We start from the raw sequence: 26,872 nt of genomic DNA, 5'->3' as shown, positions 1-26,872 counted from the left end.
ATCAGACGAATATTTTTATAGCTGTGGTTAAAACCCCTTTATATCAACGTTTAATTACTAATCAAGCAATTAGCAAATAGTATGTATCAATATTTCATTTTTATTGTTTAAAACTATTTTAAAAAGCCCTCAAAAAATTTAAATTTTTTCAAACCTGTTCCCACGATAATTATAAGTTACTAAACGAATTTATCTTTACACTAAAATCAGTAAATTATCCCCGTTTCATTTTTGTCTAAACGTCTCATTGAGAGACAATTGTGAAAAGATGATACAGATAAAGTGAGGTAATAAACAATCACTATTCAGCCCTTATTTAACAGCTGGTAATTCGAACAAACGTTGATATAATAGCACTTGTGGTCTATTGATTATTTAACTAATCATAATTTGCTAATATATTTGTCGTCTGAATAAATGGATTGATAAGCCAATCACCAAAACAGACTATTTTTCACTTATTTTTGTCTATTTTTTCGATATTTTTAGGCAATTCGCTTTAACCTTAATCCCAATAATTTTATGCATAAAATCAGATCTTACCATCAATTTTCAACTATCCTAATTAGTTTTTATCCTCCATAGTGATTGCCTAGATCATTAATAATGTTTATTATTTAAAACAAAAAAAGACATAGGTTAACTCATTTCAGAGTCATCCTATGTCTTTTTCTACATTAAAGGAAAATTACTTTTCGTCTTTCTTATCTTCGTCAGACTTCTTGTCTTCTTCCTTCTTATCGTCTTTTTCTTCATCCTTCTTTTCAGATGGTGAAGTATATTCTTTACTATCGTCTTTTGAGGCGTCCTTAGCGTCAACAATTACAAGTTGGCCATCCTTCATTTCAGCAACAAGGTTCTTTGCATCGAGGTGGTCAAGGTAGTAATCAGTTACCTTATCACGGATTTCACGTTCGATAACCCGACGAAGAGGACGAGCACCCATGGCTTCATCGTAACCTTCATCAATAAGGTATTGCTTTGCAGTATCAGTAACCTTAACATTCATGCCCTTCTTAGCTAATGTCCGGTTAACTTCAGCAAGCATTAAGTCAACGATTTGCTTCAAGTCTTCCTTAGTCAAGCTGTGGAATTCAACAATAGCGTTGAACCGGTTCAAGAATTCAGGACGGAAGTAAGTAGTCAACTTCTTGATTAAGTCTTCTTCATCTTCGTTCCGGCCCATCTTAACTGGAGCATCGTTGGAGTAGCCGGCATTTGATGTAGCAATGATAACAGTATTCTTAAAGTCAATAGTATTACCTTGTCCATCAGTTAACCGACCGTCATCAAGTACTTGAAGCAAGAGGGTGATAACTTGTGGGTTTGCCTTTTCAATTTCATCAAGAAGAATAATTGAATAAGGGTGACGACGAACCTTTTCAGTCAAGGTATTACCGTTGTCTTCGTAACCAACATAACCAGCAGTAGCACCGATCATCTTAGATACGGCTGTCCGGTCAGAGTATTCAGACATATCTAACCGAATAATGTCATCCTTGCTACCAAACATATCAAGGGCTAGTTGCTTAGCAAGTTCAGTCTTACCAACACCAGTAGGTCCAACAAAGAGGAAACTACCAATTGGTGAATCGCCTTCGTCAAATCCAGCACGGTTACGACGAATAGCACGAGCAACTGCTTCAACAGCTTTGTCTTGGCCAATAACCTTGCCTTCAAGCCGCTTGTCCATGTCCTTTAAGCGTTCAACGTCACTAGCACCAATCTTAGAAACAGGAATACCAGTCATTTGTTCTACAGCCTTAGCAACGTCTTCTGGAGTAGCAGTAACCTTTTCAGATTCAGAGTTTTCACTCAATTGCTTCTTCAAGTCAGCAATCTTTTCCTTTGCATCTTGGGCAGCCTTGTAATCTTCTTTCTTAGCAGCCGCTTTTTGCTTCTTTTCTTCTGCTTCGATATCTTTTTCAATTGCCTTAGCATCACGTGCTGGGTGCTTTGCTGCTAAGTGAGCAGCGGTCATATCGATTAAGTCGATAGCCTTGTCAGGTAATGCACGTTGTGGCATGTATTGAACAGAGTAATCAACAGCAGCTTGGAGAACGTCATCTGGTAACTTTACATTGTGGTGACGTTCGTACAAGTCACGGATACCTTTAAGGATGGCCACTGTATCAGCCTTGCTTGGAGCATTAACAGTAACAGAATTGAACCGCCGTGCTAATGCAGCATCCTTCATAATAGTGTTCCGATATTCATCTTGAGTAGTTGCACCGATAACCGTTAGTTCACCACGGGATAATGCTGGCTTAATAATGTCAGACATACCCTTAGAACCACTAGAATCACCAGTTGAACCGGCACCAATAATTTGGTGAATTTCATCGAAGAAGAGGATGATATTTCCAGCCTTCTTGACTTCATCAACCAACTTTTGCATGTTTTCTTCAAAACTACCACGATATTGAGTACCTGCTTCAAGGCCAGAAATATCGATACTGATAATTTCCTTGTCCTTGATAGCAGCTGGTACATCGCCGGAAACAATTGCTTGTGCTAAACCTTCAACAACAGCAGTCTTACCAACACCAGCATCCCCAACTAATACAGGGTTGTTCTTTGTCCGCCGGCTTAAAATTTCAGCTGTTTCTTGGATTTCCTTGTTCCGACCAATAACAGGATCAAGTTCATGTTCACGAGCTTCTTGAGTTAAGTTTCGACCTAACTTGTGTAAGATACTGTCCTTACCTGCATTAGGTTGAGGGCCAGGTTGCCCACCTTGTTGAGGATTTGCACCGCCTGGCAATTGACCAGTTCTACGATATTCAGCAAATTCTTCTGGTGTTACTTCACGACCATTGATTAGGTAACGCCGATTATCAGAATTGAAACCATTCATGCCACCCATTAATTGATTAAAGATGTCATTCATGTCGTTGTCAAATGGATTCATTGGGTTTTGAGCCATATGCAATCCCTCCTCAATTAAATATAATATTTTATTTTCTAAGTTTCGTAGTCTAAGTATTCTAGAAGTTAAAAGTTAACGCATTTAACTTCCTGTGGCTACAGCAAAGCCACAATCTCATTCGAGGTAATGCTCTTCTAGTTCTTTAAGGACCTCCCACATACTCTTGTCCTGAGCACGAGCCAAGGCATCAAGATCACGCAGGTTAAGCGAGGTCGAACTAGACTGTGGTTTGTTAAACGATTTGTGTAAAGTCGTGTAGCCGTAACCGGAACGCTTGGAAACTTGATAAATGGTCAAGTGGTTAACTTCCAAATAATGTTTGATGTCGATCCGCATTGCTACCCACTTCCTTTACGATTAATATTATATCACATTTGTGGAGTAAGACAACAAAAAAGACACAAAAAAATAAAAAAAATTGTAGAATATAAATTTAATATTAAATTAAAGGCGAACTAATAATCACAAACATTTTCGCATTTCATTATATTTACATTTGTCATCAATAAATAATTTTGTAATTAATATTTTTTCTTAATCAACCCTTGACAAAGATTAAAAAACAATTAGAATAATTAATAATCAGTTAATCAAAAGGAGGACACAATGATGAGCTCTGCGACAATTCACTTGAATCAAGCGTATGTCTTCTGGTTTAGCGCGATTACCGTCCGCTAACCAGCAGTGATTTTATCATTGTGATGTTCCCGGATGACCCCCAAACATCCGAGAGCCTCTTTTATACTCATTCCAATCTGATCAAGAAGCCCTGGATGTTTTTCCTATAGCATTCAGGGCTTCTTTTTTCTAAATCTACATATTATATAGGAGGAATTTATCATGCCAACTACTAAAAAAGAAATTCTCAATCGTCTTAACAATAATTTCGCTAAACTCACTCCTGGTGGGATCCGCGAATTTGACTATCAAGTCAGCGCAATCCCTGGCATCATTAAACTAACATTAGGTGAACCAGACTTTAATGTGCCAGCCGCAATGAAGCAGGCCGCAATCGATAGCATCAATGCCAATGATTCACACTATGCTCCGGGAAATGGGACTTTCGCACTTCGTCAAGCAATCGCTCACTTCATGCAAGATCGTTACAAACTGGAATACGATCCAAAAAACGAAATTGCTGTTACAGTTGGCGCAACAGAAGGAATTTTCGCTTCTCTTTCTACTATTATTAATCCTGGCGACGAAATTATCATTCCAACCCCAACTTTCCCCTTCTACATGGCTGTTACAAAGATTCTTGGTGGGATTCCGATTGAAGTTGATACAAGCGGCGATGATTTTGTTCTCACACCCGCAAGACTCCAAAGCGTACTAGAAGAACATCCTAATGCAAAGGGACTAGTTCTTAACTACCCCTCCAACCCAACTGGTGTTACTTACACCCAAGATCAAATTAAAGCACTAGCCGATACGATTAAATCAACTAACCTGATTGTAATTGCAGATGAAATTTACTCTGAACTTGTTTACGGAGCTACTCATACTTCAATCGCTAATTACATCCCCGAACAAACGCTAATTTTAAATGGTGCCTCAAAATCACACGCAATGACTGGTTACCGCATTGGTTTTATCGCTGGGCCGCAAGAATTGATGAAATCGGTCAGTGCCATTCACGCAATGTTAGTAACCGCTGCTTCTAATCCAGCAATGGCCGCTGCAGTCGCCGCATTTGGTACTGACGAAGGAAAAGCAGCTACTCAAGAAATGAAAGATGCCTATGAGCAACGACGAGACTTTGTTGTTGATAGCCTCCAAAAATTAGGATTCGAGCTGATTAATCCTCGAGGAGCCTTCTACGTTTTTGCTAAGATTCCTGAACAATATGGTAATGATGACCTTAAATTTGCGACAGATCTTGCTAATGAAGGAAAAGTTGCTGTGATTCCTGGTTCCTTCTTTGGAGCTGGCGGCCAAGGATATGTTCGAATTAGTTACGCCACCAGTATGGAAAATCTAACCGGAGCTCTTGATAACATTGCGGCCTTCATTAATAAGGAGGATTAGCATGACGAAAATCTTGATGACTAGTGTGCGGGACGATGAACAAACCGCCATTAACGAATACGCGAAAGAACATAATATCGAAATCATCACAACGCCGAAATTGATTGACGATGCTGTTGAATTAACGGCCGATGTTGATGGACTCGTGATTCAGCAACGCAGTAAAGTTCCGGCTGATATTTATGAAAAGCTCCATACCAATGGGCTCAAACAGATTGCAACGCGGACAGCTGGTTTTGACATGGTCGACATCAAAAAGGCTAACGAAAATGGCTTAGTCGTAACCAATGTACCAGCATATTCACCGCGGAGTGTCGCCGAGTTTGCATTAATGCAGATTTTCCGGTTACTTCGGAAAACTTACCGCTTTGACCACCAAGTCGCCGAAAATGACTTCCGCTGGTTTAGCGATGAACAGTCAATCGAAATTCACACGGCAAGGATTGGAATTATTGGGGTCGGGCGTATCGGCGGAACACTTGCTAAACTTCTCAATGCCCTCGGTGCCACTGTTCTTGGTTATGACACGAATCCGCGCACTGACCTCGATGGAATTGTCCAGTTCGTTTCTAAAGAAGAATTACTAAAGCAAGCCGATGTTGTTAGTCTCCACGTTGATCTAAACCCAACTTCTAAAGGTTTGCTGACCGCTAACGACTTTGCAATGATGAAAACAACTGCTGGTTTGGTCAATGCTAGTCGTGGTCCAGTCGTTAATACAGCTGACCTCGTCACAGCATTAAAAGCTGGTGAAATCGCCGTGGCCGCCCTCGATACCTTTGAAGGTGAAGAAACAGTTGCAGCTGCGGACCGCCGAGAAAAAGGACTTGATGATCAGCCCCTTGTTAAAGAATTACATGAAATGGATAATGTCATTATTACTCCCCACATTGCTTTCTTTACTAATTTAGCAGTCAAAAACATGGTGGATATTTCACTTGATGATGTGATGACAATCCTTAATAGCGAAAAATCACCACATGAAATCACCTTATAATTGAGCACCCTCATTGACCAAAAGTATCGTCTCGATTACACTATGGGTATTAAAGGAGGGAACGGTTATGAGTAAATATAAAGTAACAGCAACTAAGACAACAACGGGGATGCAGGTTTCAGCAGGTACCCGTGGTTTTGAAATTACATTTGATGAACCAGAAAGTACTAATACGGGGATGAATCCAGTAGAAATTCTCCTTGCATCATTTGGTGCCTGCCAAGCAATCACTGCCCAAGCATTAGCTAAAAAGCGTAACTTTGATTTACGAGCTTTTTGGGTAACAATCGAGGGTGATCTTGGTCGTGAAGACGTTGCTGATGGCAAGAATGTTCGTAAGTTTACTGAAATCCGTTACCAACCACACCTTCGCAGCAACGAGTCTGATGAAGACATTAAGAAGTTTCTCGCTGACGTTGCCGCAAAGTGTCCCGTGGAGAACACTCTGACCTACGGAACGAAATTTGTTCAAGATGGATTTGTAAAAGTTGATTAGTTGAAAAAATGGCTGAGGAGAAAAAAATTCTTCCCAGCCATTTACTTTTTAAATAAAATCTTGATAGTAGCAAAAATTCCAATAACTGTAAAAACAATACAGATACTTTTTTCATAAACATCGCTTGCATCCGGAATATCTAAAATCCAAAAGAATGTAACAATAAAATAGATATAAAAACTAGGATCAGTATAAAACTTACGGTTAAACTTTACTTTCATTGCCGACACCATCTTTCTATTAAGTTAATGTTCTTTATATTGTTAGTATAAAAGATAAAATCTTATTTGGTTCATTCTGCAAAATCTGTCGGTTTTTTTGCAGAATTCGTAAGTTATATAAATAAAGATTAACGAATTCTGCAAAAAATTAAACGAACTTTGCAAAATGTCAAAAATGATAACATTAGGATTATAATTAAATCGGAATAAAGAGATGAAAGAGTAAAAGGAGTGATATTAATGTCTTATAAATTCAACAGGAAATACTATCGAAGCCTAGATTTTTATTTTGGAGTCTTTACTATTATTCTGTGGTTTATCTCTTTCCTTTTTCCTATCTCATCTATTGATTTTTTGGTTAGCGGTGCCTTTCTAATCTATTCAGTCTATGCATTATTTAGTAGCTTAACCATTAAAAAATAAAATTAAAATAGGAGTATCCTAAGCATCACAGCCTAAGACACTCCTATTTATTTTCCAGAAAGTTAGTCAGTAACTTTAATTTCCGATAACTTACTGTAACTTTCACTTCATTACTATCAAAATATATTATTCTTTCTTTTTTATCAAATCTTTGTATGGATAAAGGATTAATCAACGTACTTTGATTTACTCGAAATAACCGATCATCTACTATTTTTCCTAGTTCACCATGATATTCAATCCGCATATTCTTTCCAACAATTCGTAGCCGTCGATTAGCATTTTTAACTGATTCGATATAATAAAGATCATCAAAATTAACTTGACGTTTTACACCATGGATTGGTTCATAAGCAAATTTTTCTTGGTGTTTTGAATTAGCATTTACATAATTTTGATAGCGAATATATGCTTCATCGATATCTGTTCGAAGTCGATCCTTAACAGATTCAATTTGATTATTTTTTGATATATAGTCAAATGGCTCTATTCGTCGTGAAACAGTATAAGGTAAATATTCTTGATAAGCAGTTACAAAGATAATTTCGGCAAATTCGGCCTTTTTTCGAATCTGCTCAGCAACATCTATTCCACTAAGTTGACTATCTAATTCAATATCTAAGACCGCTAAATATTCCTCATCTGTAATCTTGTCAATTACCTCCTGAGGATCACTCGTTCGTAAGTAGATTTTCATATCATAACTACGTGGAGTTGGATTAATCAATTTTCGCTGAGAAACTAGGCGCTCTATATAATCAGCTTGATAATCATCATTTTCTAAAATAATTACTTTTAACATTTTATTCTCACTTTCCCTGAATAAAACAAGTCATAATAATTACCTTATCTTTAACTTCCGCTGAAAAAGAATAATGGTCATCATTTTCTACCAACTGTGTCACATTTGAAAGACCAATCCCTTGATGTCCTTCTTTAGTCGAATGTTCAAATTTTAGTGCAGTATTAATATTAAGTTTTTGCTCAATCGAATTAGCAATTACCAATTCATAAACTTCTGAGCTGTGCTTAAGCAACGCAAACTGGATATATGGTTTAGCTTGTTTGAAGGTTGCTTCAATTGCATTATCCATTAAAATTCCGATAATTCTAGCAGTTTTTATTTCTGAACCCGGCAACTCGTCGATCTCAGCATTAACTTCAAATGAAAATGGAATACCTTTTTCTACTATTTTATAAGCCTTTTCCTTAATAAGATTATGTAATCCTGAAATTTTAATTTTATCTAGGGCATTATCAATTTCATTATAATGCTTTTCTGCTATATCATTTTGAAGAAATGTTGATAATAACTCCGCCGCTTCCTTATCTTTATGATCACGAATATATCCTTGAATACTAAGTAGCATGTTACGCGTATCATGGCGTTCACGCCGAATTTGGTCATATTGTTTATTTACTTCATGTGCGCTTAAAATTTGCAACTTATAGATATCAATTAACCGCTGTTGATTCTGAATCTGAATAGAGCTTCTAATTATGCTAAATAAACTACTCCCACCTATCAAAATAATCGTTAAAGATACTAGCAAAAGTAATGGAGCATAATTATTTGCTATTCCTTCTCTTTCGGCAACAACATTAAGAAGAAAATATAAAATAAAGAATACCCCGACTAATTTCCAAAGTGGAACGGGATTCAAAATTTGTATACTAACTTCACGAACTTTGGGAGCAATAAAAAGTATTATCAAGATTCCTACTATAACAGTGATGATAAGATCTGTAATTGGTAATATCCATCCTAATAACGAAATATTCTTTCTACCTTCCAAAAAAATTTCATACATATAATGATCACCTAAATCAATAAGTGAAACCATTACAATTATCGTACACATAGCAATAATATTATCATGTATAATTTGCGGACGATCATGTTTCCTATCAAACAGCCATAAATATATCATTATTAATGGAAATCTTAATGAAGTTTCTAGAAAAGGAACGCAAACAATAACTAAACTTGCAAGGAAATCAATCAAAATAATTTTCCTGTTCAAATAACCCGTTACTAACCTATAAATAATAATTAGTTCAAAAATATTTAAAAAGTCCGAAACGAATGCTTGTGGTAAAGTTAAATCAATCATTTTCTAAACCATTATTTAATTAACATCCCCATTAAATTTGCAACCACTAACATACCCAAAAACACCATTAAATTCAGTGGTCCTGCATGCAAGATGCAGTAAATCAAAATTAATCCAACATAAAATAGATTAATAATTACCAAATTTTTCTTCTTTTCTAAGTCCATCGTTAAATCCCTACTTTATCCATCCCTCAGACAAGGCGAATGAAATAATAATTGTTAATATAAAACAAACAACCGCAATCATTATTGAGCGTTCAGCACTTGGGCGCATAATAAATTCTCCTTTAGTAGATAATCACAGGCTCATTTTTCTGTAAGTCGTGAAAGGCTTGGCCGGCAACATCTGGATGCATGTTAATACAACCATGCGATCCACCGCCTTTAGCAAGATAAGCCTGTTTTGACCAATCGTGACGCCAGCTTGCATCATGAAATCCACATCCACTATCAGTAAACGGTGACCAATATTGGACCTTACTTGCATATTTTGAACCATCATCGTTAAGTCCTCGAAGAACAGACGGTGTTTGCTGGTACATGATATACCAGACACCTTTTGGCGTCTCATTTCCTTTATTATTCGTCCCACTAACAATATCAGTACTAAGAACACACTTACCATCTTTATAAAACCAGGCATGTTGGTCGGCTAGTGAAACTTCGGCGTAAGTGTCCCCTATACCATTGTTGCTTGTAGTATTATACCCAGTTCCTTGTTGATTATAACCTTTACCATAGATATCATTTTTGGCGTTTACTGTTTGCTTATTTGCAACCAATGCATTCGTAAGAGTCTTTCCAGCTTGTTTCTTACTGATCTTCCAACCATATGAACCAGCATCTGTTGTTTTGATCACTGATCCATCATGTGTTTTGAATTCAAATGATTTGCCAAGAGTTGCTTGGGTATTATTAATTTCATCAATCTTTGAATTAGCTGCTCCAGTGTCAAAGTGATATTTTCCATTTTGATATGTTGCTCTGGTAATAATCTCACCACAATTTAATTGATACTTTTTGTTTTGTACTTGGTATGTTACAGATCGTTTTGATAATTCTTCGAGCTTTGCTTTTTCATTCTGAACAGTTTTACTATTTGCAGAAAGTGGAGTCGTATATTTTGGCTTCAGGTGAACTGTTCCCCCAGCAATTTCATTTTCAACTTTATCATGCAAACCATCCAAACTATATTGAGTCCCACCAACTGCTGGTTTTACCTGTACTCGGTCATTTTCGTATACAGCGTAAGCATCAACAGGAGCTTTTCGACCATTATTTAATTCTGTTACCTTTTGACTGACTGCTTGATCAATCTTTGATACTTCATCTTGATTAATGCTTTGAGGCTTAATCGCAATGTTCTTTGCCTTAGATGATGGGAAGAAAGTATACTGACTATGTAATGCATTTTTAATTTTTTGTTCGTCAGCACTACTAAACTTTGCTACTGATTGCTTATCCTTAAATACTAATTCATTGTTAACATAAATTTTTGGTGATTGTGGATTATCTTGTAACTTCTTTAATGCTTGCTTAGCAGTCAATCCACCAACCGACACATTATCAATCTTAACGTTCTTATTAAAATGACGACGCTGGTGAATAGTCATGCAGCCAACCACCAGCACTAATAAGCACAATGTGATTATTATTAGTTGTTTAATAGATAGTTTTTGCATAAAAGTACTCCAATAACATCCAAATCTTTAAGTATAATTTCTATACTGAATGATCACTCAGTAAACATATTCATTACGCTCATTCATTATATACTAAAGCGTAAACAATTAGTATATTTTACATTTTTCATAGTATTTTTACTAAAAAAGCGTCTGGCAAAAATACCGGACACTTTTTAGTAGCCAAACTATTTAGCGGTTGTAACTTGATATTGATTATTACCCTTAGCTTTGTAGTAAATAGTTTGACCGTTGTAGGTTACAGAACCATTACCTTCCTTGGCATTTTTGTAAAACTCTTCAACAGATGTATTATTATCAATCACACCAGCTTTTTGCGCAGCCCGGTAGCTAAAGTTCATCCCATCTTCCACTGTTACAGGTTGTTGAGTTGATGCAGTTTGGGTTGTCTTTCGACTTACTGTCCGCCGGTTATTTGTGTTGGCGACACTGCGATTTCCCTTATAGTTATTCGTGGCAGCTTTAGGACTAGCAGTTTGATTAGAATTACTTACCGCCGTTGCTTGAGTTGTATTTTGATTTTGTGCAGGTTGGGCTGTTTGATTACCACTGCTTACTGCGGCAGATGCAGAAGTTGCCTCACTATCATTGGTATCAGCTACTGAAGACGTATCATCAGAATCATCGTCCTTAACTTTATCTGAACTATCTTCTTTGGCTGCTTTATGTTTTTTAGATGAACTGCTACTTGTAATTGTCTCAGTCTTAGTAGCTTTTTCACTAGCAACTTTCTTTGATGAAGATGGGTGTAGTAACATGTATCCTCCACATACCACAATAATTACAACTAGCAATGAAATAACCGTTAATTTACCCCTATTTTTACTCATCTTTTCCTATCTCCTAATATTTCACTTTAATTTATCTTTTTATTATACTCGATAATTTGATATTTTTTACATTTTGCAGGATTCGTAGTGTTTTCTGCAGAATTCGTAAAAAATCCTCAGCAAAAAACTGAGGATTTTCTTATCTCAAGATATCGATCAAATTCTTATTAGCTGCTTGGCGTGCTGGCAAGATTCCAAAAATCAAACCAACAGCTGCCGATGTTCCAAATGCCAACAAGAAAGCATTAAGCGAAATATGGGCGTGAATATGAATGCCGCCACCACCAATCGCACTTGATAAAAGCGGTGCTAGTAAGTGCGCCAATCCTGCGCCGCCTAAAAAGCCTAATAATCCACCTGTCATGGTAAGAATTACTGCTTCCACTAAGAATTGCATCATGATGTTAAATGGTGTGGCCCCCACAGCTAAGCGAATTCCGATTTCTTGTGTCCGCTCAGAAACTGAAATATACATCATGTTCATTACCCCAATTCCGGCAATGAAAAGAGAAATCGCCGCAATAAAACTAATGAAAGTAGTAATAATACTCATTTGAGAAGAGAATTGCTTAAGGGCTTTTTCCATGTCTAGGTACTGATAGGTTCCTTGAGTCGCTGCTGAACTATTATTTTTTAAGTACTTTGCGACTCTGCGGGAAATAGCACTGGCATTTACACCCTGGCTAAAGGTTAATTTAAGCGTATTTCCTTCTTTAGCACTATCTCCTTGATAGTAAACTTTTTTCGGTAGTAATAGATCAACCCCATATGAGTTTTGGTTCCCATCATCAGTGAATTGTGCCTGTGTTTTGTATACACCTGTTACTTTATATGTCACATTATTAACTGTTACAGTTGTGCCAAGCGCATTTTGTGCTGAACCATATTGTCGTTTAGCTACTTTTTCACTCATTAGGACATTAGCTTCCCCTAGTTCAAAAGTTCGTTTACTAAAGTTGTGACCCGCAATAAGTTTTACCGTATGGGTTGGTTCCTTTAATAAGCTTAATGTCACTGATTTAGTTGCATCACCAATATCTGCATGCGTTGACAGATTATCTGATTCCTGCTCAATCTCAGCCTTTTTAATTTCACCACCAAATTGAGTATTAATATCAGCAATTTGTTCCTGAGTGAAACCATTGACGGTCGAATTAATATTATCAGGATTGTAGACGATCTCGGTCGTTTGCTGGCCCTGCTTAGCATTATTACCGAACTTATCATACATCGTTTTCGTAATCCCGTCCCCAATTCCAAGGATAGCAATAACCGCAGCAATACCAATCATAATTCCAATAATCGTTAGGAAACTCCGCTTTTTATTCGCCTTTAATGACTGGATAGCTGATTTGATCAACTCAATTGTCTGCATGATATTCACCGCCTTTACTGTCACTTACAATTCGACCATCAATAATTTTAATTACTCGGTCACATTGTTCAGCGACATGGGGATCATGGGTAACCATAATAATCGTTGTGCCTTCTTCATGATTCAATCGCTTAAAAAGATTCATAATTTCTTGGCTTGTTTCCGTATCGAGTGCTCCCGTTGGTTCGTCAGCAATTAAAAATTTCGGGTTCGTTGATATTGCCCGGGCAATAGATACTCTTTGTTGTTGTCCACCAGACATATTTTTAGGAAATTGACTTTCATATCCGGCTAAACCAACTTGCTCTAAGACTTCAGAAACACGTTCGCCAATTTCACGGCGTCGTTTTCCTGCATATAGCAAGGGTAATCCAACATTATCTGCAACAGTTGATCCACGTAGCAGTTTGAAATTTTGAAAAACGAAACCGACATTTTGATTTCGTAAATTTGAAAATTGCTTTCGCGAACAATCATGGATTGGGTGATTTTGGTAGAAGTATGTCCCCTCAAAATCATCATCAAGAAAGCCCACAATATTAATCAAGGTTGATTTTCCTGACCCAGATTCACCGATAATTGCTACTAATTCTCCTTGCTCAATGTCAACATTAATATCATGGAGAACATGAAAACGTTGGCTACCTTGACGGTAATATTTATTAATGTTCTTTAGCTTGATCATATTAATCAACCTTTGCATTATTTTTCAACTTACTGTTAGGGTTAGTCACAATCCGATCACCAGCATCAACACCGTCTGTCACAATATAAGAGCTGTTGACTGCCCGGCCACTAACATCTGTCTCGCGAACTCGATTATCTGAATCAACAACAAATACCTTCCCATGACGAACTGCCGATTTGGGAATTTGAACCCCATCTTGTTTAATAGAAGCTTTTGCTGTTTGCCCAGCCATAAATTTATTAGCACTAACATTAGCAGTTACTTCATATTTGGTATTATTTCCACTATTTTTAGTTGGAATTGTTGAAAGATAACTTACCTGAGTATTAGCAGTCCGGTTCGTTGCTAGGGCCTTCACCTTTAGATCAGCACTTTGATGAAGTTTACTATAATCATATTCCGAAACTTGACCGACAAATTGAAGCGTATCTGAGTAAAGAGTAATTACAGGAGCATTTTGCTTTGATTGGTCAACCGTAACATAACCAGCAAAAGGTGCTGTTAATGTTTGATTAACCTTGCTTGAAGCGGTGTTAAGCCGTTGTTGAGTGGCAGCAACACTTGCTTGTGCGTCTGCATATGCATTTTGCGCTTCGGTAAGCTGATTGCGCAGGTCATTGTACCCTTCATCACCTTGCCCCATCCCATTCAACTGTTGGCGTAAATTATTAATCGTCTGTTGTTGGGCATTCATCGTTCGTTGACTTTTACTAAGATCTCCCTGCAGTTCAGTAACACTATCTTGTGTACTATCATTATGCATGGTCAAAATCGCTTCTCCTTGCGCAACGTGATCCCCGTTTTTCACATTAAGATTTTGTAGGTTACCAGATGGCAAGGTTAATGTTTGCGTCTGGACTGGTTCAATCTTTCCTGTCAGATTAAAATCTGATTGCTCAGTAACCCGTAGAATATTATATTCATTTTTTTCTGTTGCTTTTTCCTCACTTGCATGTCGAATTGAAACTAATACAAAAATTATAATTACAATTAGGCCACCGATGCCAATCCACCGACGTCGACGTGTTGCAAATAATTGTCGTAATCGAGATTTATGATGGCTGTTTCTTTTCGCAGTCATATGAACGTTCCTCCAAATAGCAATTTTATAGTTAATCACTTGTGTAACTAAGTATATAAGCAGTGAGACGATATTGCAAGATTGTATTGAAAAGAATTTAATAATTTCCCAGGTAATACTAAAGGGACCGCAATCCAAACTTGCGATCCCTTTATTTGCGTCGTTTAATTAAATTTTATTGTCGTGCTTCGTAAATTAGATGTTTGTTAGTAAATTCATCAATTCCGTAACTGCTGAGTTCACGACCGTAACCTGAATTCTTAACACCGCCAAATGGTAATTCTGGTAATGAAGCCCAGCCCGCATTAATCCAACTCATTCCAGTTTCGATCTTCGCTGCTACTCGTTCTGCATGTTCGGAATCATTGCTAAAGATAGTGTTTCCTAACCCATAGCTTGAATTATTAGCCAATTCGATTGCCTCCTCTTCGGAACTAACCTTATAAACTGAAGCTACTGGCCCAAACATTTCCGTATCAAATATTGGGTTATCTGGCGTGATATCAGTTAAGATCGTTGGCATAAAGAATTGTCCTTCCATATCTACCGGCTTATTACCATAGTAAACTTTGGCTCCGTTTTCTACAGCTGTATCTACTTGTTTTTGGAGCTTCTCCTTAGCCTTCTTAGAAGATAGTGGAGCAAGAGTTGTCAATGGATCAAGCGGATCACCCATTTTAACCTTAGAAAACGCATCTTTCATCATCTTTAAGAAACGATCATAATCCTTTTCAAGTACAATAAAACGTTTTGATGATGTACATACTTGTCCGGCATTATACAGACGGGCTGCCGGGGCAACTTTTTCAACAAGGTCCCAATCTGCATCATCTAAGATAATAAAGGCATCATTACCACCAAGTTCCAAAGTACTCTTCTTCAAATTAGCCCCAGCCTCTTTAGCAACGGTTGCACCGCCGCGTTCAGAACCAGTAAGACAAACGCCAGCTACCCGCTTATCAGCAATTGCCTTATTTACTTGGTCATATGAAAGGAACAAATTAGTTAAACTGCCAGCTGGCGCACCAGCTTCCTTAACGGCATCGGCAAACGCTTGGGCTGATGCTGGACAATTCGATGCATCCTTCAAAATCATGGGGTTTCCTACAATAAAGTTAGGAATAAATACCCGGGCAATTTGATAGAATGGGAAATTCCAAGGTTCAACCGCAACTAAAATTCCTAATGATTGCTTCAAAACTTTGGCGCGTCCACTTGTCGTCGCAATAATTTTTGGTTGCATAAATTCATCTGCATGGGCTGCATAATAATCACAGAAAGAAGCACAAAGGTCAACTTCGCCTTCTGCTTCGCTAATTAGTTTTCCCATTTCCTTACTCATAACTGTCGCATATTCAACACGCCGTTCACGTAATATTTGACCTAACTTTAAAATTTGACGTTTCCGTTCTTCAAGGTCATTATATTTCCGCCAATCTAAATATAATTGATGCGCCGTAGTCAATGTTTGTTCTAATTCTTCATCAGTTGTATTTTCAAACGTTTTTTCTACTTGGTTCGTAAATGGATTGATACTTTGATATGCCATTATGGTTCCTCCTTAAATAAACGCTTACATTTTACAACTGTTTAATAGACCAATTCAACTAATATTACTCCATCAAAATCAAATTACCTTATATTGAAAAGTTTGTTTTTTAACAAATAAAAGCTCTTTTATTCTACCTCTAACTAATAATTTAATTATACAGGAAACGTTTTCTTGTTAATTTAATTTCAAGTATACCAATTTGTGAATTTATTTTTTTGAAAGAAGTGTTTAAATTAGCGTCTTAGTTTGAAATACGCTACGATTGAACTAGGTACATATAGAAAGGATGATGTTTCAATGACACTTAAGATTTACTCATTTGGTGGTGGTCAAATGGTGGAAGCAATGTTGCGGGCTGCCTTAAAGAAGGGAGTAATCACTCCTGAAACAACCGGCGTAACGGATATTTCGGTAGATCGAGTTAATTATTTAACAGATACTTATCATATTCAAGCAAGTCAACAACCTGATTGGACTGCTGTTGAGAATGCTGATCTTGTTATCCTAGGAGTGCGTCCACAAGATAATTGGCAAGAGATTATGAAAGAACTTGTCGCCCATCACTACCAAAAGGACGTACTTTCAATTATTGCTGGCGTAACAGTTGCGCAACTTTCATCACAGGAAGATCTTTTTGCAATTACACGGATTATCCCCAATACCTTGACTGACGTTGCCATGGGTTATAGCGGCGTCGTTAAAAACGATCGAGCTAATCAAACTGTCATTGAAGAATTTCTAAATAGTTTTGGAAAAGTCGATTACATTGATGAATCCTTGCTAGATGTATTTACTGGATATGGCGTGGCCGGGCCAAACTATATCTATAACTTTCTAATTAGTTTTACAAACGCAGGCGTGCTTGCCGGAATGCCTCGCCAACAAGCAAACAAACTTGCTCTTGAAAATTTACGCGCAGCCGCTGCATTTGTAGAACAAAGTGGTAAACACCCTGCCGAATTACTTGATATTAATAATTCTGCTGGCGGAGTGGGTATCACAGCTCAGCACGAGTTAGACAAAAGCTCTTTTTCAGCCGGAATCGAAAATGCTGTCCTTGCTGCTGTTAAACGAACAAAGGAATTAGGCAAACAGAATAAGGGTGATTAAAATGACAGAAACATTAAATTGGGATCATACAATGGTCGATGTAACTAATCTGCAAGATGCAATTGATTATTTCAACTCTAAAGGTTTAGCCTTTACCCCTGGTGGTCATCATGAATATTGGGGAACCAAAAACGCACTAGATTATTTTGGACTTAACTATATTGAACTCTTAACAGTTGCCAATAAGGAAAAAGCTAAGGCATTTCCATATGAAAACAACTCAGCAATTCATGATGCTGTTGAGGATTATTTTGCTGGTATTCAGCGAATCACAACAATTGCCATTCGGACTGATAACATCGAAGAAACCCACCGACGACTAAAGGGACTGGGCCTTAATGTCGGTGATATTACTGATGGAAAACGGGTTGATCCTGCTGGCAAACTCATTCAATGGAAGATTTTCTATGTTGATGACGAACTTGTTAATCATTTGCCTGCCCCATTCTTTATTCAATGGAGTGAAGATGATGATAAACGTCGCGAAGACCTAAAGAAACAGGGATTAATCAAATTCCACCCAGCTGGCGACCTCTTTGTTAAACAAGCTATCTTTAATGTTAGCGACCCAGAAGAAGCAGCTAAGCAATGGTCAGCCCTCTTACAAGCAGAAGTAGTGAGCGAGGGTGATACCTATACAATCAATATTGGAAATAAGCAACTTGTCTTCACGGCTGGCGTTGAAAACCGATTATTTAAACTTATCTTTCACGGCGCAAAGCAACCTGAAAAACTCCAACTTGGACAAATTAGGTTTGATCTACTTGATAAGAAATAGCACAATATAACCTGGGAAATAATATAAGACTAAAAAAACGCGTAAAATCGGTTAAAAAGCTGATTTTGCGCGTTTCCTCTCTCATTTATTGATATTACCTAAAATCTTCAATAATTAATTAGCAATTACTGTTAAAATACTACCAATTACAATTAGGATAATTCCAACTACTGTATATATCATTTCTCGCTTGGTCTTGGTTTCATGCAAAAGTAGGATACCACCAAATGTTGAAATAATAACATTCATTTGACCAAAAATTGAAGCAGTCACTACTCCAAGAGCTTTACCAACAAAAACATAGGCAAAGTTACCAATCCCCCATGAAAGTCCTCCTAAAATATTTAAGTATTGTTCTTTTTGCTTAAATGCTTTAGCGTTACCCGAACAAATAGTATAAATTACTGAACCAAGTAAAATTCCTAATACTTCTGGTAGGAAAATACCCTGACTACTTTCATGAGCAACCTGTGGCATTTTAGGAAAAATCGAATAAGCACAGTAACCAATTGTTGTTACTAATAAAAATAATACCCACTTAGTCGAAACCTTTTTATCCGATGTTCCGTCCGAAATCGAGGTTAAAACAGCCCCAATAATTACAACTACACACGCTGTCAACCCAATACTTAATGCTCTGGCTCCTTGCCATTCATCAAAGAAAAAGATGCCGACAAACGACGTCATAACTAACACAAATGCTGAAGAAAGGGGCATCGTATTTGAAACTCCCATATGTTTAAACGAGATGAACTGACCAACCTGTCCAATTGTCCATAAACAACCGATCGCTAGCGAGAACCAAAAAGCAGTTACACTGACGGTTGGTTTTGTTATCAAACATGCAATAATTCCCACAATTGAAGCTCCAGCACCGATTCCAAACATTTGATTAACTGGTGAACCACCAATTTTACCAGTAATTAATGGCATCGCACCCCAACCAATTGCTGGAATTAAAGCAAGTAAATATATCATTTTCTCTTTTCCTCTTATTCTCTCTTAGAATAATTTTTATTATAGTTTCAAAAGAATACGCTTGCAAGTAACTTTGTGAAAAAAATTCAAAATATTAAGAATTAAAAGTAGACAAAAAAAGAGGGGGACAGAATTAGCTTGGCTAGTTCATAGTCCCACCTCCGTAAGGTTGGCTGGCAGTTTAATACGTAAAACAGTAAAGAGACTGAGCTGATTTCCAGCCTCTTTGTGTTTATTTAATTATTAGTAGATGCCATCGTAAGCCTTTTGATAAAGCTTTACAATGTCTTCAACAGTACCCTTACGTGGGTTAGAGAAGGCATTACCATCCTTGAGGGCATTCTTAGCCATCATTTCAAAGTCTTCTGGCTTAGCACCGATTTCCTTGATTGATGATGGAATACCAACAAGCCGGCACATTTCACGCATACCGTCAATTGATTTTTGTGCTGCTTCGTAAAGAGTAAGGCCAGTAGTGTCAAAGCCCATTACCTTAGCCAATTCAGCAAACCGTTCTGGACATGCGATTAAGTTATATTCTTCAACAGTGGTCAAGAGCAAGGCACAGCAAACACCATGAGGAGCATCATATTGACCACCGAGTTGGTGAGCCATTGCGTGAACATAACCTAAGTTGGCATTATTGAAAGCCATTCCGGCAAGCATTTCAGCTTCAACCATCTTAGTCCGTGCTTCAATATTGTGACCATTAGCAACTACTTCTGGTAAAGCAGTTTGAATTAATTGAATAGCTTCTTTACATTGACTATCAGTAATTGGGTTATGGTCAACAGAAACGTATGGTTCAATAGCTTGAACAAACGCGTCACAACCAGTAGCAGCAGTAATGTTCTTTGGAATATCAAGCATCAACATTGGATCGTTGAATGATACCAATGGAATGTTACGCCATGAAACAACAACAAACTTCAAATGAGTCTTTTCGTTAGTAATAACAGCGTGACGAGTTAATTCAGAACCAGTTCCGGCAGTAGTGTTAACAGCCATCAATGGTGGAAGTGGATTCTTCAATGTTTCAATTCCGGCAAGCTTGGAAATATCATCACCGTTAGTCAAAACAATACCGATACCCTTACCACAGTCGTGAGCAGAACCCCCACCAACAGTGATAATTGAGTCACAGTTTTCATCTTGGTACATCTTTTTACCAGCTTGAACGTTCCGGATCTTAGGGTTAGGTTCAGCGCCAGTAAATACGGCATAGTCAACGCCAGCCTTTTCCAAGGAAGCAATAGTTTGCTTTACAGGACCATTGTCAATCTTGGACAAACCTTCAGTAGTAACAATCAATGGTTTGTGCATATTGAGCATCTTTGCACGATCACCAATTTTAGCAATAACACCAGGACCAAAGAAGTTCACACTTGGCACTAAGAAATCAAATTGTCTATTCATTAAAAATACCCTCCTCATGGCATTTGAATACGATTCCATTATCATGCAAGCGTTTTATTTTTGCAATAGAAACATTTTGATTTTTTATTCATTATCGCCCAATTTGTAATAATAATCTTGCCTAATCCGCTACAATATCACGATGCTTGTCATAATATTCACAAATTGAACCAATTTTATATTAATGTCCCACAATAATTTGCTACTTTAATCACAAGCTAGCTTAACTCATTTTCAAAAGCAGTCATTAATAACGCTGCTTGCGTATTATAAGTATTCAACTTCCGATCAGCAGTCGCAGTTGAATCATCCGGCATCAAGTTAATTTGTAAATCAACAGGAAGAGCCGCCATCTTTAAGCCGGTTACAACCAATTTCATTGCAATTTGTGCTTGCGAGCCGCCATGTCCACCGAATGTTACTAAACTAACTGGCTTTCCTTGCCATTCTTTCCCTAAGTAGTCAATGGCATTCTTCAAAACTGCTGGATAGCCCCAATTGTATTGCGGAAAAACAAACACAAAACCATCATAGCTTTGTACTAACTCACTCCATTTACGCGTTTTTTCGTGAACATATAAACCCAAATAAGGAATTTTAGGTTCATCCATCATCGGTAAATTAACTTCTTTTAGGTCGATGATGTCAAATTGCACCTTTGTACTTTTCTTTAATTGAACTTTTAACCAGTTTGCTACTTGCATGCTCCGCCGATTTGGACGAACGCTGCCGACAATAATCCCAACTTTTTTCATTATCATTGCCTCCTTTTAATATCTTCATTTTAATAGCTTTTTTGAAAAGTTAAAAGAAAAACGAGGACCTGAGCTAATCCCAGTATCCTCGTTTCTTATGATAAAATGACCAATCAATTTTATATTTCGGTCGCTTGAACTGCCACCAAGTTCGTAACTGTTTTGCCCGAAACTGGTAACGTTCAAATTCATCATGCTCAATTCTTTTTTCATTAGGCAATGTCAGCCGTGCTTCATTCACTATCCTTGCACTTGCTTTTCCTTGCATCACTAAAATGCATATTCCTGCCATTACTCCTAAAAAAATTACTTGATAACCTCGTATGCCTATCTTAAATCAAATCCTTTAATTCTTATGCCATTACACTTTATATTTACTACTATACCATCGTTAACAACGATAAATAATAATCTAAACAAAACTCAAGAAATTCTTTATTTATGATATGGAAGGCCATTGATGATGGTAAAAGCACGATAAATTTGTTCACTTAAAACTAAACGCATTAATTGATGAGGCAAGGTAAAACGCCCAAACGAGATTTGAGCATCTGCCCGTTTTAATACTGCTGGACTTAAGCCTAACGAACCCCCGATCACAAAAGTAATATCACTGTGACCATAAGTTGTTAATTTATTGATCTCTTTTGCAAACTCTTCAGAAGAACGTTCTTTACCTTTAATCGCTAAAGCATACACATATTCGCGATCTTTGATTTTATCAAGAATCCGTTCCCCCTCCTTTGCCATTACCTCATCCATTTCTGCTTGGCTTAAAGATTCAGGTGCTTTTTCATCAGGAACCTCAACAATTTCAAATTTACAATAACGTCCAAGTCGTTTAGCATATTCAGCAATTCCCGCTTTAAAATACTTTTCTTTTAACTTACCCACACCAATAATTTTTATATTCAAGATATCCACTACCTTCCACAGTTTATCCACAAAGTTATCCACAAGCCAGTGTAGATTTTTTTACTTTTCCCGAATGTTCGGTTAATTTTTGGTTAAAAAAGCGTTTTCTTAAAAATTACTTATCCACAGTTATCTACAGGAACAATCGTTCAGCAATAATTTCGTTATCCCTTGGGCCCGTAAGAGTTATTGCAGGAATTATATAAAGAATTCCACTTATCCACAAATACACATTCAACTTGTGGATAAGTTTTGAACAATAAATTTTATTGATATACCAACATTTATAAAATTACTTTAAATTTACTGTTAGTTATCCACTGACTTATCCACAAGCAATTTCACATTATTATTTTAACGTATTTCTAACGATTTACAACACAATCTGTGGCAAATATACAACGGAATGTTACCTAGCGAATATTAGCTTCTTCAATTTTTCTTAATATTCGGAATTTTCCCACTATCTTACTTAAAAACTGTTCCATGTTGTTCTGCTTCTCGTTGAAAATCTGCTGGAACTTTTATTCCTAACTTACGTGCCTGCTTTAAATTAAGAACCGGTTCTCCATGATGGTAATTATTAACTGCCATCTGTCCTGGCTTTTCACCTTTTAAAATACGTGCTGCCATTTTTCCGGCTACTTTTCCTTGTCCATATTGGCTAAGACTAATCGAAGCTACTCCACCATCTTTTACCATTGTATCAGCACTAGGGAAAACGGGTTTATTGACCGCATCTGCATTTTTCACCAATACTCCCATTGATCCAGCAATTGTATAAGTTTTTAAGTTTACATGTAATTTATGCGCTGCTTTTACCATCGTTTGGTACTGACTTTCAGAAGAGGTATCGCTCGATGTGTAAATTACTCCTAGGGTCTTAATATTTGGTATAAATTTCTTTACTAAGGCAATCTGCTGTTCACTCGGATTCACATCATGAACTCCTGTAACGTTTCCTTCTGGATGTCTTTCATTCTTCACTAAACCGGCACCAACCGGATCACCAATTCCGCCCATCACAATTGGAATATCCTTGGTCGCATTAGCAAGTGCTTGGCAAGCTGGGGTGGTAATACCAACGATTACTTTCGCATGATCATTCACTAATTTATTCGCCATAGTATTTAAGTTTCCTTGATCACCATTCGCATTCTGGTATTCAATTTTGATATTCTTTCCGTTTTGGTATCCTTCTTCTGCTAATCCGGCAACGACTCCCTTTTGAATCTGATCTAATGCCGGATGATGCATCATCGTTAAAATCCCTACCACCGGTTTTGTGGTCTGTTGATGAAGCCTTAAAAGCCCAAAATAACCACCAATCACAACAATTCCAATAATAATATAGCCCATAATTCGTTTCATCCCTATCTCCACCTTTCAAAATAAAAAGGAGCTCCACGTTTCGGAACTCCCACTATTTATCCAGTGAAATAGAAAAAGCCCGTACGTGAAATCCGTACAGGCCTTATTTGTACATGATAAAGCAGCCGGTACAGATATAATCTGTGAATAAACCCAGGTCATATCTGTACTACAGCTATCCCTGAGTTACCGGCTTTGCCAACTATGATTTAATTGTAAAGTTTGATAACTCATTTGCTTTACTCCTCTAAACGAATTACGTTCATTTTAATGATAAATCATTTAAAAGTCAATGAGATTTTTTTAATCAAGCGTACTGGTGGGCAATCTTTCCGCAAACAGCCGCCACAATCGCCGCGAGAATATCGTCAATAAATGTATTTACATGAACCTTATCATGGTCAAATTTGGCAATAATCCCACTCTTAACCCGGTCAAAGTAACCAAAGTTTGTCGTCCCAATTGTTCCATAAATGTTAGCAATTTGTAAAGCTAGGGTTTCATCTACCCCAAACACCCCAGCATCATTTCTTATAATACCTGCTAAAGGTTCATCTACTTTTCCCTCTTCGGTTAACCGATCAAGTTCAAGTGCTACCATTGCACTATTTAATAATTCACGCTTATGCATCGTATCAATTAAAAATTTTTGACATATTTCCAACGTCAAATCTGGTTCAAAGCCCTTTTGTGTCTCATACACAATCTTAGCAAGCTCTTCTAAGTTTACTCCGCGTTCTTCTAAACGATGTACTACAAATTCATATGCCTTTGTATCTGGGTATTTAAACCGTGGATTATTCATTTTACCCACCATCCTTTATATTGATAACTAATATTATACCCCTTTTAATTAAGAGGCTTTTAATGAAAAAAGATCAGGAATGTCCATCCCCAATCTTAATTCATTCATTAATTATTATCTTGTTGTGAGTCATCAGTTGATGTTGTATCAGCACTCTTTGTTAGATGCAAAGTTGCGGTATGCTGTTGACCATCACGGTAGTAAGTGACTTTAGCGTTTTGTCCAACCTTGTATTTATATAGGGCCGCCTTTAATGAACCCGCATCTGTAACTTGAGTATCACCAAGCTTTGTAATGACATCATACTTTTTCAATCCAGCAGTATCAGCAACTGAACCACTATTCACATCCATAATCACTACCCCTTTGCTTACGCTTGTTGGTAGTTTTAAGACTGATTGCTGTTGATCAGAAGTAACATTACTAAGATCCACCATACTAATTCCGAGTGATGGACGAGTTATTTTACCATTCTTAATCAACTGGTTAATAATTGTCACAACTTCATTACTTGGAATGGCAAAACCAATTCCTTCAACTGAAGAGCCTTGTGTATCAGAAGCAAGTTTCATTGAATTAATTCCGATAACTTGACCTGCCATATTAATTAATGGACCACCTGAATTACCGGAGTTAATAGCGGCGTCCGTTTGGATAACCGATGTCAAAGTTCCATCAGTACCAGCTTTTAATGTCCGATCTTTGGCAGAAATAATTCCTTTCGTTACTGTATTAGCATATTCACTTCCCATTGGTGAACCAATTGCTAGCACATCCTGACCTGGAACAATCGAATTAGAGTTACCAAAGGATGCAACTGTCTTAACATTTGTAGCGTTAATCTTCAATACAGCTAAGTCGGTTGCAGAATCAGCACCAACTAAATCAGCATTAACTTTTTTACCATTGCTTAGAATTACTTGGAGCGCGTTTGAGCCTTTGACAACGTGGTTATTAGTTACAACATAAGCCGAATTACCACTCTTCTTATAAATAACTCCTGATCCTTCACTAGCGGTTTCTAATTTATTATCACTAGACAAATCACTGCTGCTGCCGTTACTACTGTTGCCATAACCAAAAATTCCTAGTGTCCCACTTGATTGCTGAACTTTTTGTTTATTAATAACACTAACAACGGCTCCTTGAACAGACTTATAAGCTTGGGACGCTTCCCCGTTTAAGTCCGCCTTATTCTTATTAACCTTCGTACCACCAGACTTATTAGAGCCAGCTGGGACCCGTGTACTCGTTACTTCTTCATGATGTTGTACCAGGTTATTAATTCCTAAGGCAATTCCACCACCGATAAGACCAGCAAATAAGCCGACAATAATTACGCCTAGCCACAACCGATCTTTAAAAGCTTGTTTTATCCTATTCATCAATTAAACCCTCCACTAAGTTAAAGAATCACTATCTTCAAGTTACAATTTAAATATGAAAAATCATTGAATAAAGTCGATAAAAACCGTGATCTCTTTTATTATAACGTCATTAGCTTGCTTGGTTCTTCTGGTTCAGCATCTTGCAATTTAAAATCATGATCAACGCCAAAGTCATGCTGCTCCATCAAACTTGCAACTGTTAAGTGGGCTAGTGAACGCATGTTGTTGTGTTGACTACGGTGACCAAGGAAAATCTCTTTGGTTCGTCGCCCAACAACGCTCATCAATGCATCAGCACCTTCCTCATTGGAAAGGTGGCCCTCATCCCCTAATATTCGTTGCTTTAATGGCCATGAATAAGGACCCATCCGCAACATTTCTGTATCATGATTGCATTCCATTACGTAGGCATCTGCATTTCGAATGGTTCCCTCAACTCGATCAGAAACATAACCAGTATCCGTAATAATACAGAAGGTCTTATTATTGTGGTGAACTTGGTAAAATTGCGGTTGCGCAGCATCATGGGATACCGCAAAACTTTCAATATCCATGTCTCCCAAATCCTTAACAGTATTTGGTGCAATAATATGCTTTTGTGCTAATGGGATTTTACCAACTTTATCGGCCATTGCCTGCCAGGTACCCTCATTGGCATATACATCCATTCCATAACGGCGTGCCAAGACACCAACACCATGCGTATGATCACTGTGTTCATGCGTTACAAAAATTGCATCGACGTCTTTTAATGATCGATCAATCTTCTTCATTAAATTTTCAATCCGCTTCCCACTTAAACCGGCATCAATTAAGATCCGGTGGTTGCGCGTTTCCAAATAAGTTACATTCCCAGTACTCCCGCTCGCAAGTACACTATAACGTAATGGATCCGTTTCTGTCACTTAAAGTTCCTC

At 37.4% G+C, this 26,872-nt stretch carries 24 protein-coding genes; 5 read left to right on the top strand and 19 right to left on the bottom strand.

The genetic code is table 11. The features are described from left to right. Nucleotides 1–688 precede the first annotated feature (688 nt). Nucleotides 689–2,926 carry an ATP-dependent Clp protease ATP-binding subunit gene (locus tag LMC10_RS09355; protein WP_324294044.1) on the bottom strand — a complete coding sequence of 746 codons (2,238 nt, stop codon included), beginning with the start codon at nucleotides 2,924–2,926 and terminating at the stop codon, nucleotides 689–691. 117 nt (nucleotides 2,927–3,043) lie between these two features. Further along, complete coding sequence (locus LMC10_RS09350; RefSeq protein ID WP_003669553.1) at nucleotides 3,044–3,265, bottom strand: hypothetical protein; 222 nt, start codon at nucleotides 3,263–3,265, stop codon at nucleotides 3,044–3,046. A gap of 504 nt (nucleotides 3,266–3,769) precedes the next feature. Here LMC10_RS09350 and LMC10_RS09345 point away from each other — a divergent pair. The 3 genes from LMC10_RS09345 to LMC10_RS09335 all read left to right on the top strand — a co-directional run bounded on the left by LMC10_RS09345 (nucleotide 3,770) and on the right by LMC10_RS09335 (nucleotide 6,450). Further along, nucleotides 3,770–4,957 (top strand): aminotransferase class I/II-fold pyridoxal phosphate-dependent enzyme, encoded by a 1,188-nt coding sequence (locus tag LMC10_RS09345; protein ID WP_229269650.1) that lies wholly within the window; start codon nucleotides 3,770–3,772, stop codon nucleotides 4,955–4,957. Between the two features lies 1 nt (nucleotide 4,958). After that, a complete protein-coding gene (locus tag LMC10_RS09340) occupies nucleotides 4,959–5,954 on the top strand; it encodes an NAD(P)-dependent oxidoreductase (protein WP_229269649.1) in 996 nt (331 codons plus the stop codon). A 67-nt stretch (nucleotides 5,955–6,021) separates the two neighbouring features. Further along, nucleotides 6,022–6,450, top strand: a complete 429-nt coding sequence (locus LMC10_RS09335) for an OsmC family protein (protein WP_019252088.1) — start codon at nucleotides 6,022–6,024, stop codon at nucleotides 6,448–6,450. Nucleotides 6,451–7,137: 687 nt separating this feature from the next. Here the strand turns inward: LMC10_RS09335 and LMC10_RS09330 are convergent. From LMC10_RS09330 to LMC10_RS09295, 8 genes are all read right to left on the bottom strand, one after another. Further along, nucleotides 7,138–7,896 (bottom strand): LytR/AlgR family response regulator transcription factor, encoded by a 759-nt coding sequence (locus LMC10_RS09330; protein ID WP_229269648.1) that lies wholly within the window; start codon nucleotides 7,894–7,896, stop codon nucleotides 7,138–7,140. 7 nt (nucleotides 7,897–7,903) lie between these two features. Further along, a complete protein-coding gene (locus LMC10_RS09325) occupies nucleotides 7,904–9,208 on the bottom strand; it encodes a GHKL domain-containing protein (RefSeq protein ID WP_229269647.1) in 1,305 nt (434 codons plus the stop codon). 289 nt (nucleotides 9,209–9,497) lie between these two features. Next, nucleotides 9,498–10,892, bottom strand: coding sequence for a L,D-transpeptidase family protein (locus LMC10_RS09320; RefSeq protein WP_229269646.1), 1,395 nt, complete (start codon nucleotides 10,890–10,892; stop codon nucleotides 9,498–9,500). Nucleotides 10,893–11,080: 188 nt separating this feature from the next. Further along, nucleotides 11,081–11,743: a hypothetical protein gene (locus LMC10_RS09315; RefSeq protein WP_229269645.1), complete on the bottom strand. Its 663-nt coding sequence runs from the start codon at nucleotides 11,741–11,743 to the stop codon at nucleotides 11,081–11,083. 139 nt (nucleotides 11,744–11,882) lie between these two features. After that, nucleotides 11,883–13,118: an ABC transporter permease gene (locus LMC10_RS09310; RefSeq protein WP_229269644.1), complete on the bottom strand. Its 1,236-nt coding sequence runs from the start codon at nucleotides 13,116–13,118 to the stop codon at nucleotides 11,883–11,885. After that, nucleotides 13,105–13,803, bottom strand: a complete 699-nt coding sequence (locus LMC10_RS09305; RefSeq protein WP_229269643.1) for an ABC transporter ATP-binding protein — start codon at nucleotides 13,801–13,803, stop codon at nucleotides 13,105–13,107. Before LMC10_RS09305 ends, LMC10_RS09310 begins: the two co-directional genes overlap by 14 nt. 1 nt (nucleotide 13,804) lies before the next feature. Beyond that, entirely contained in the window at nucleotides 13,805–14,887 is a 1,083-nt protein-coding gene (locus LMC10_RS09300; protein ID WP_229269642.1) for an efflux RND transporter periplasmic adaptor subunit, read from the bottom strand. Nucleotides 14,888–15,062: 175 nt separating this feature from the next. Beyond that, on the bottom strand, nucleotides 15,063–16,436 hold the full coding sequence (locus tag LMC10_RS09295; protein ID WP_229269641.1) for an NAD-dependent succinate-semialdehyde dehydrogenase: 1,374 nt from the start codon (nucleotides 16,434–16,436) through the stop codon (nucleotides 15,063–15,065). Nucleotides 16,437–16,736: 300 nt separating this feature from the next. On the opposite strand from LMC10_RS09295, the gene LMC10_RS09290 reads away from it, so the two are divergent. Together LMC10_RS09290 and LMC10_RS09285 are read left to right on the top strand one after the other, a co-directional pair. Beyond that, the gene (locus LMC10_RS09290) at nucleotides 16,737–17,549 is read left to right on the top strand and encodes a pyrroline-5-carboxylate reductase family protein (protein WP_035156675.1); all 813 of its coding nucleotides are present in this window, start codon (nucleotides 16,737–16,739) and stop codon (nucleotides 17,547–17,549) included. A 1-nt stretch (nucleotide 17,550) separates the two neighbouring features. Next, entirely contained in the window at nucleotides 17,551–18,327 is a 777-nt protein-coding gene (locus tag LMC10_RS09285) for a VOC family protein (protein ID WP_035156678.1), read from the top strand. 114 nt (nucleotides 18,328–18,441) lie between these two features. Here LMC10_RS09285 and LMC10_RS09280 read toward each other — a convergent pair whose 3' ends face one another. From LMC10_RS09280 to LMC10_RS09240, 9 genes are all read right to left on the bottom strand, one after another. After that, nucleotides 18,442–19,305, bottom strand: a complete 864-nt coding sequence (locus tag LMC10_RS09280) for a GRP family sugar transporter (RefSeq protein WP_172467919.1) — start codon at nucleotides 19,303–19,305, stop codon at nucleotides 18,442–18,444. Between the two features lie 243 nt (nucleotides 19,306–19,548). Beyond that, entirely contained in the window at nucleotides 19,549–20,721 is a 1,173-nt protein-coding gene (locus LMC10_RS09275) for an iron-containing alcohol dehydrogenase (RefSeq protein ID WP_229269640.1), read from the bottom strand. A gap of 218 nt (nucleotides 20,722–20,939) precedes the next feature. After that, nucleotides 20,940–21,482, bottom strand: a complete 543-nt coding sequence (locus LMC10_RS09270) for an NADPH-dependent FMN reductase (RefSeq protein WP_065867140.1) — start codon at nucleotides 21,480–21,482, stop codon at nucleotides 20,940–20,942. 67 nt (nucleotides 21,483–21,549) lie between these two features. Beyond that, on the bottom strand, nucleotides 21,550–21,768 hold the full coding sequence (locus tag LMC10_RS09265; RefSeq protein ID WP_035170446.1) for a hypothetical protein: 219 nt from the start codon (nucleotides 21,766–21,768) through the stop codon (nucleotides 21,550–21,552). A 143-nt stretch (nucleotides 21,769–21,911) separates the two neighbouring features. Next, nucleotides 21,912–22,391 carry a 23S rRNA (pseudouridine(1915)-N(3))-methyltransferase RlmH gene (gene rlmH, locus LMC10_RS09260; RefSeq protein ID WP_011953354.1) on the bottom strand — a complete coding sequence of 160 codons (480 nt, stop codon included), beginning with the start codon at nucleotides 22,389–22,391 and terminating at the stop codon, nucleotides 21,912–21,914. A 468-nt stretch (nucleotides 22,392–22,859) separates the two neighbouring features. After that, nucleotides 22,860–23,762, bottom strand: coding sequence for an ABC transporter substrate-binding protein (locus tag LMC10_RS09255; RefSeq protein ID WP_229269639.1), 903 nt, complete (start codon nucleotides 23,760–23,762; stop codon nucleotides 22,860–22,862). A gap of 307 nt (nucleotides 23,763–24,069) precedes the next feature. Further along, the gene (locus tag LMC10_RS09250) at nucleotides 24,070–24,567 is read right to left on the bottom strand and encodes a phosphatidylglycerophosphatase A family protein (protein ID WP_011953352.1); all 498 of its coding nucleotides are present in this window, start codon (nucleotides 24,565–24,567) and stop codon (nucleotides 24,070–24,072) included. Between the two features lie 107 nt (nucleotides 24,568–24,674). Continuing rightward, on the bottom strand, nucleotides 24,675–25,952 hold the full coding sequence (locus LMC10_RS09245) for a S1C family serine protease (protein ID WP_229269638.1): 1,278 nt from the start codon (nucleotides 25,950–25,952) through the stop codon (nucleotides 24,675–24,677). 101 nt (nucleotides 25,953–26,053) lie between these two features. Beyond that, nucleotides 26,054–26,860, bottom strand: coding sequence for an MBL fold metallo-hydrolase (locus tag LMC10_RS09240; protein ID WP_016496352.1), 807 nt, complete (start codon nucleotides 26,858–26,860; stop codon nucleotides 26,054–26,056). Nucleotides 26,861–26,872 lie beyond the last annotated feature (12 nt).

It is taken from the genome of Limosilactobacillus reuteri subsp. simiae, from assembly GCF_020784875.1.
Lineage (GTDB): Bacteria > Bacillota > Bacilli > Lactobacillales > Lactobacillaceae > Limosilactobacillus > Limosilactobacillus reuteri_H.
This window is presented reverse-complemented; position numbering and strand designations above follow the sequence as displayed.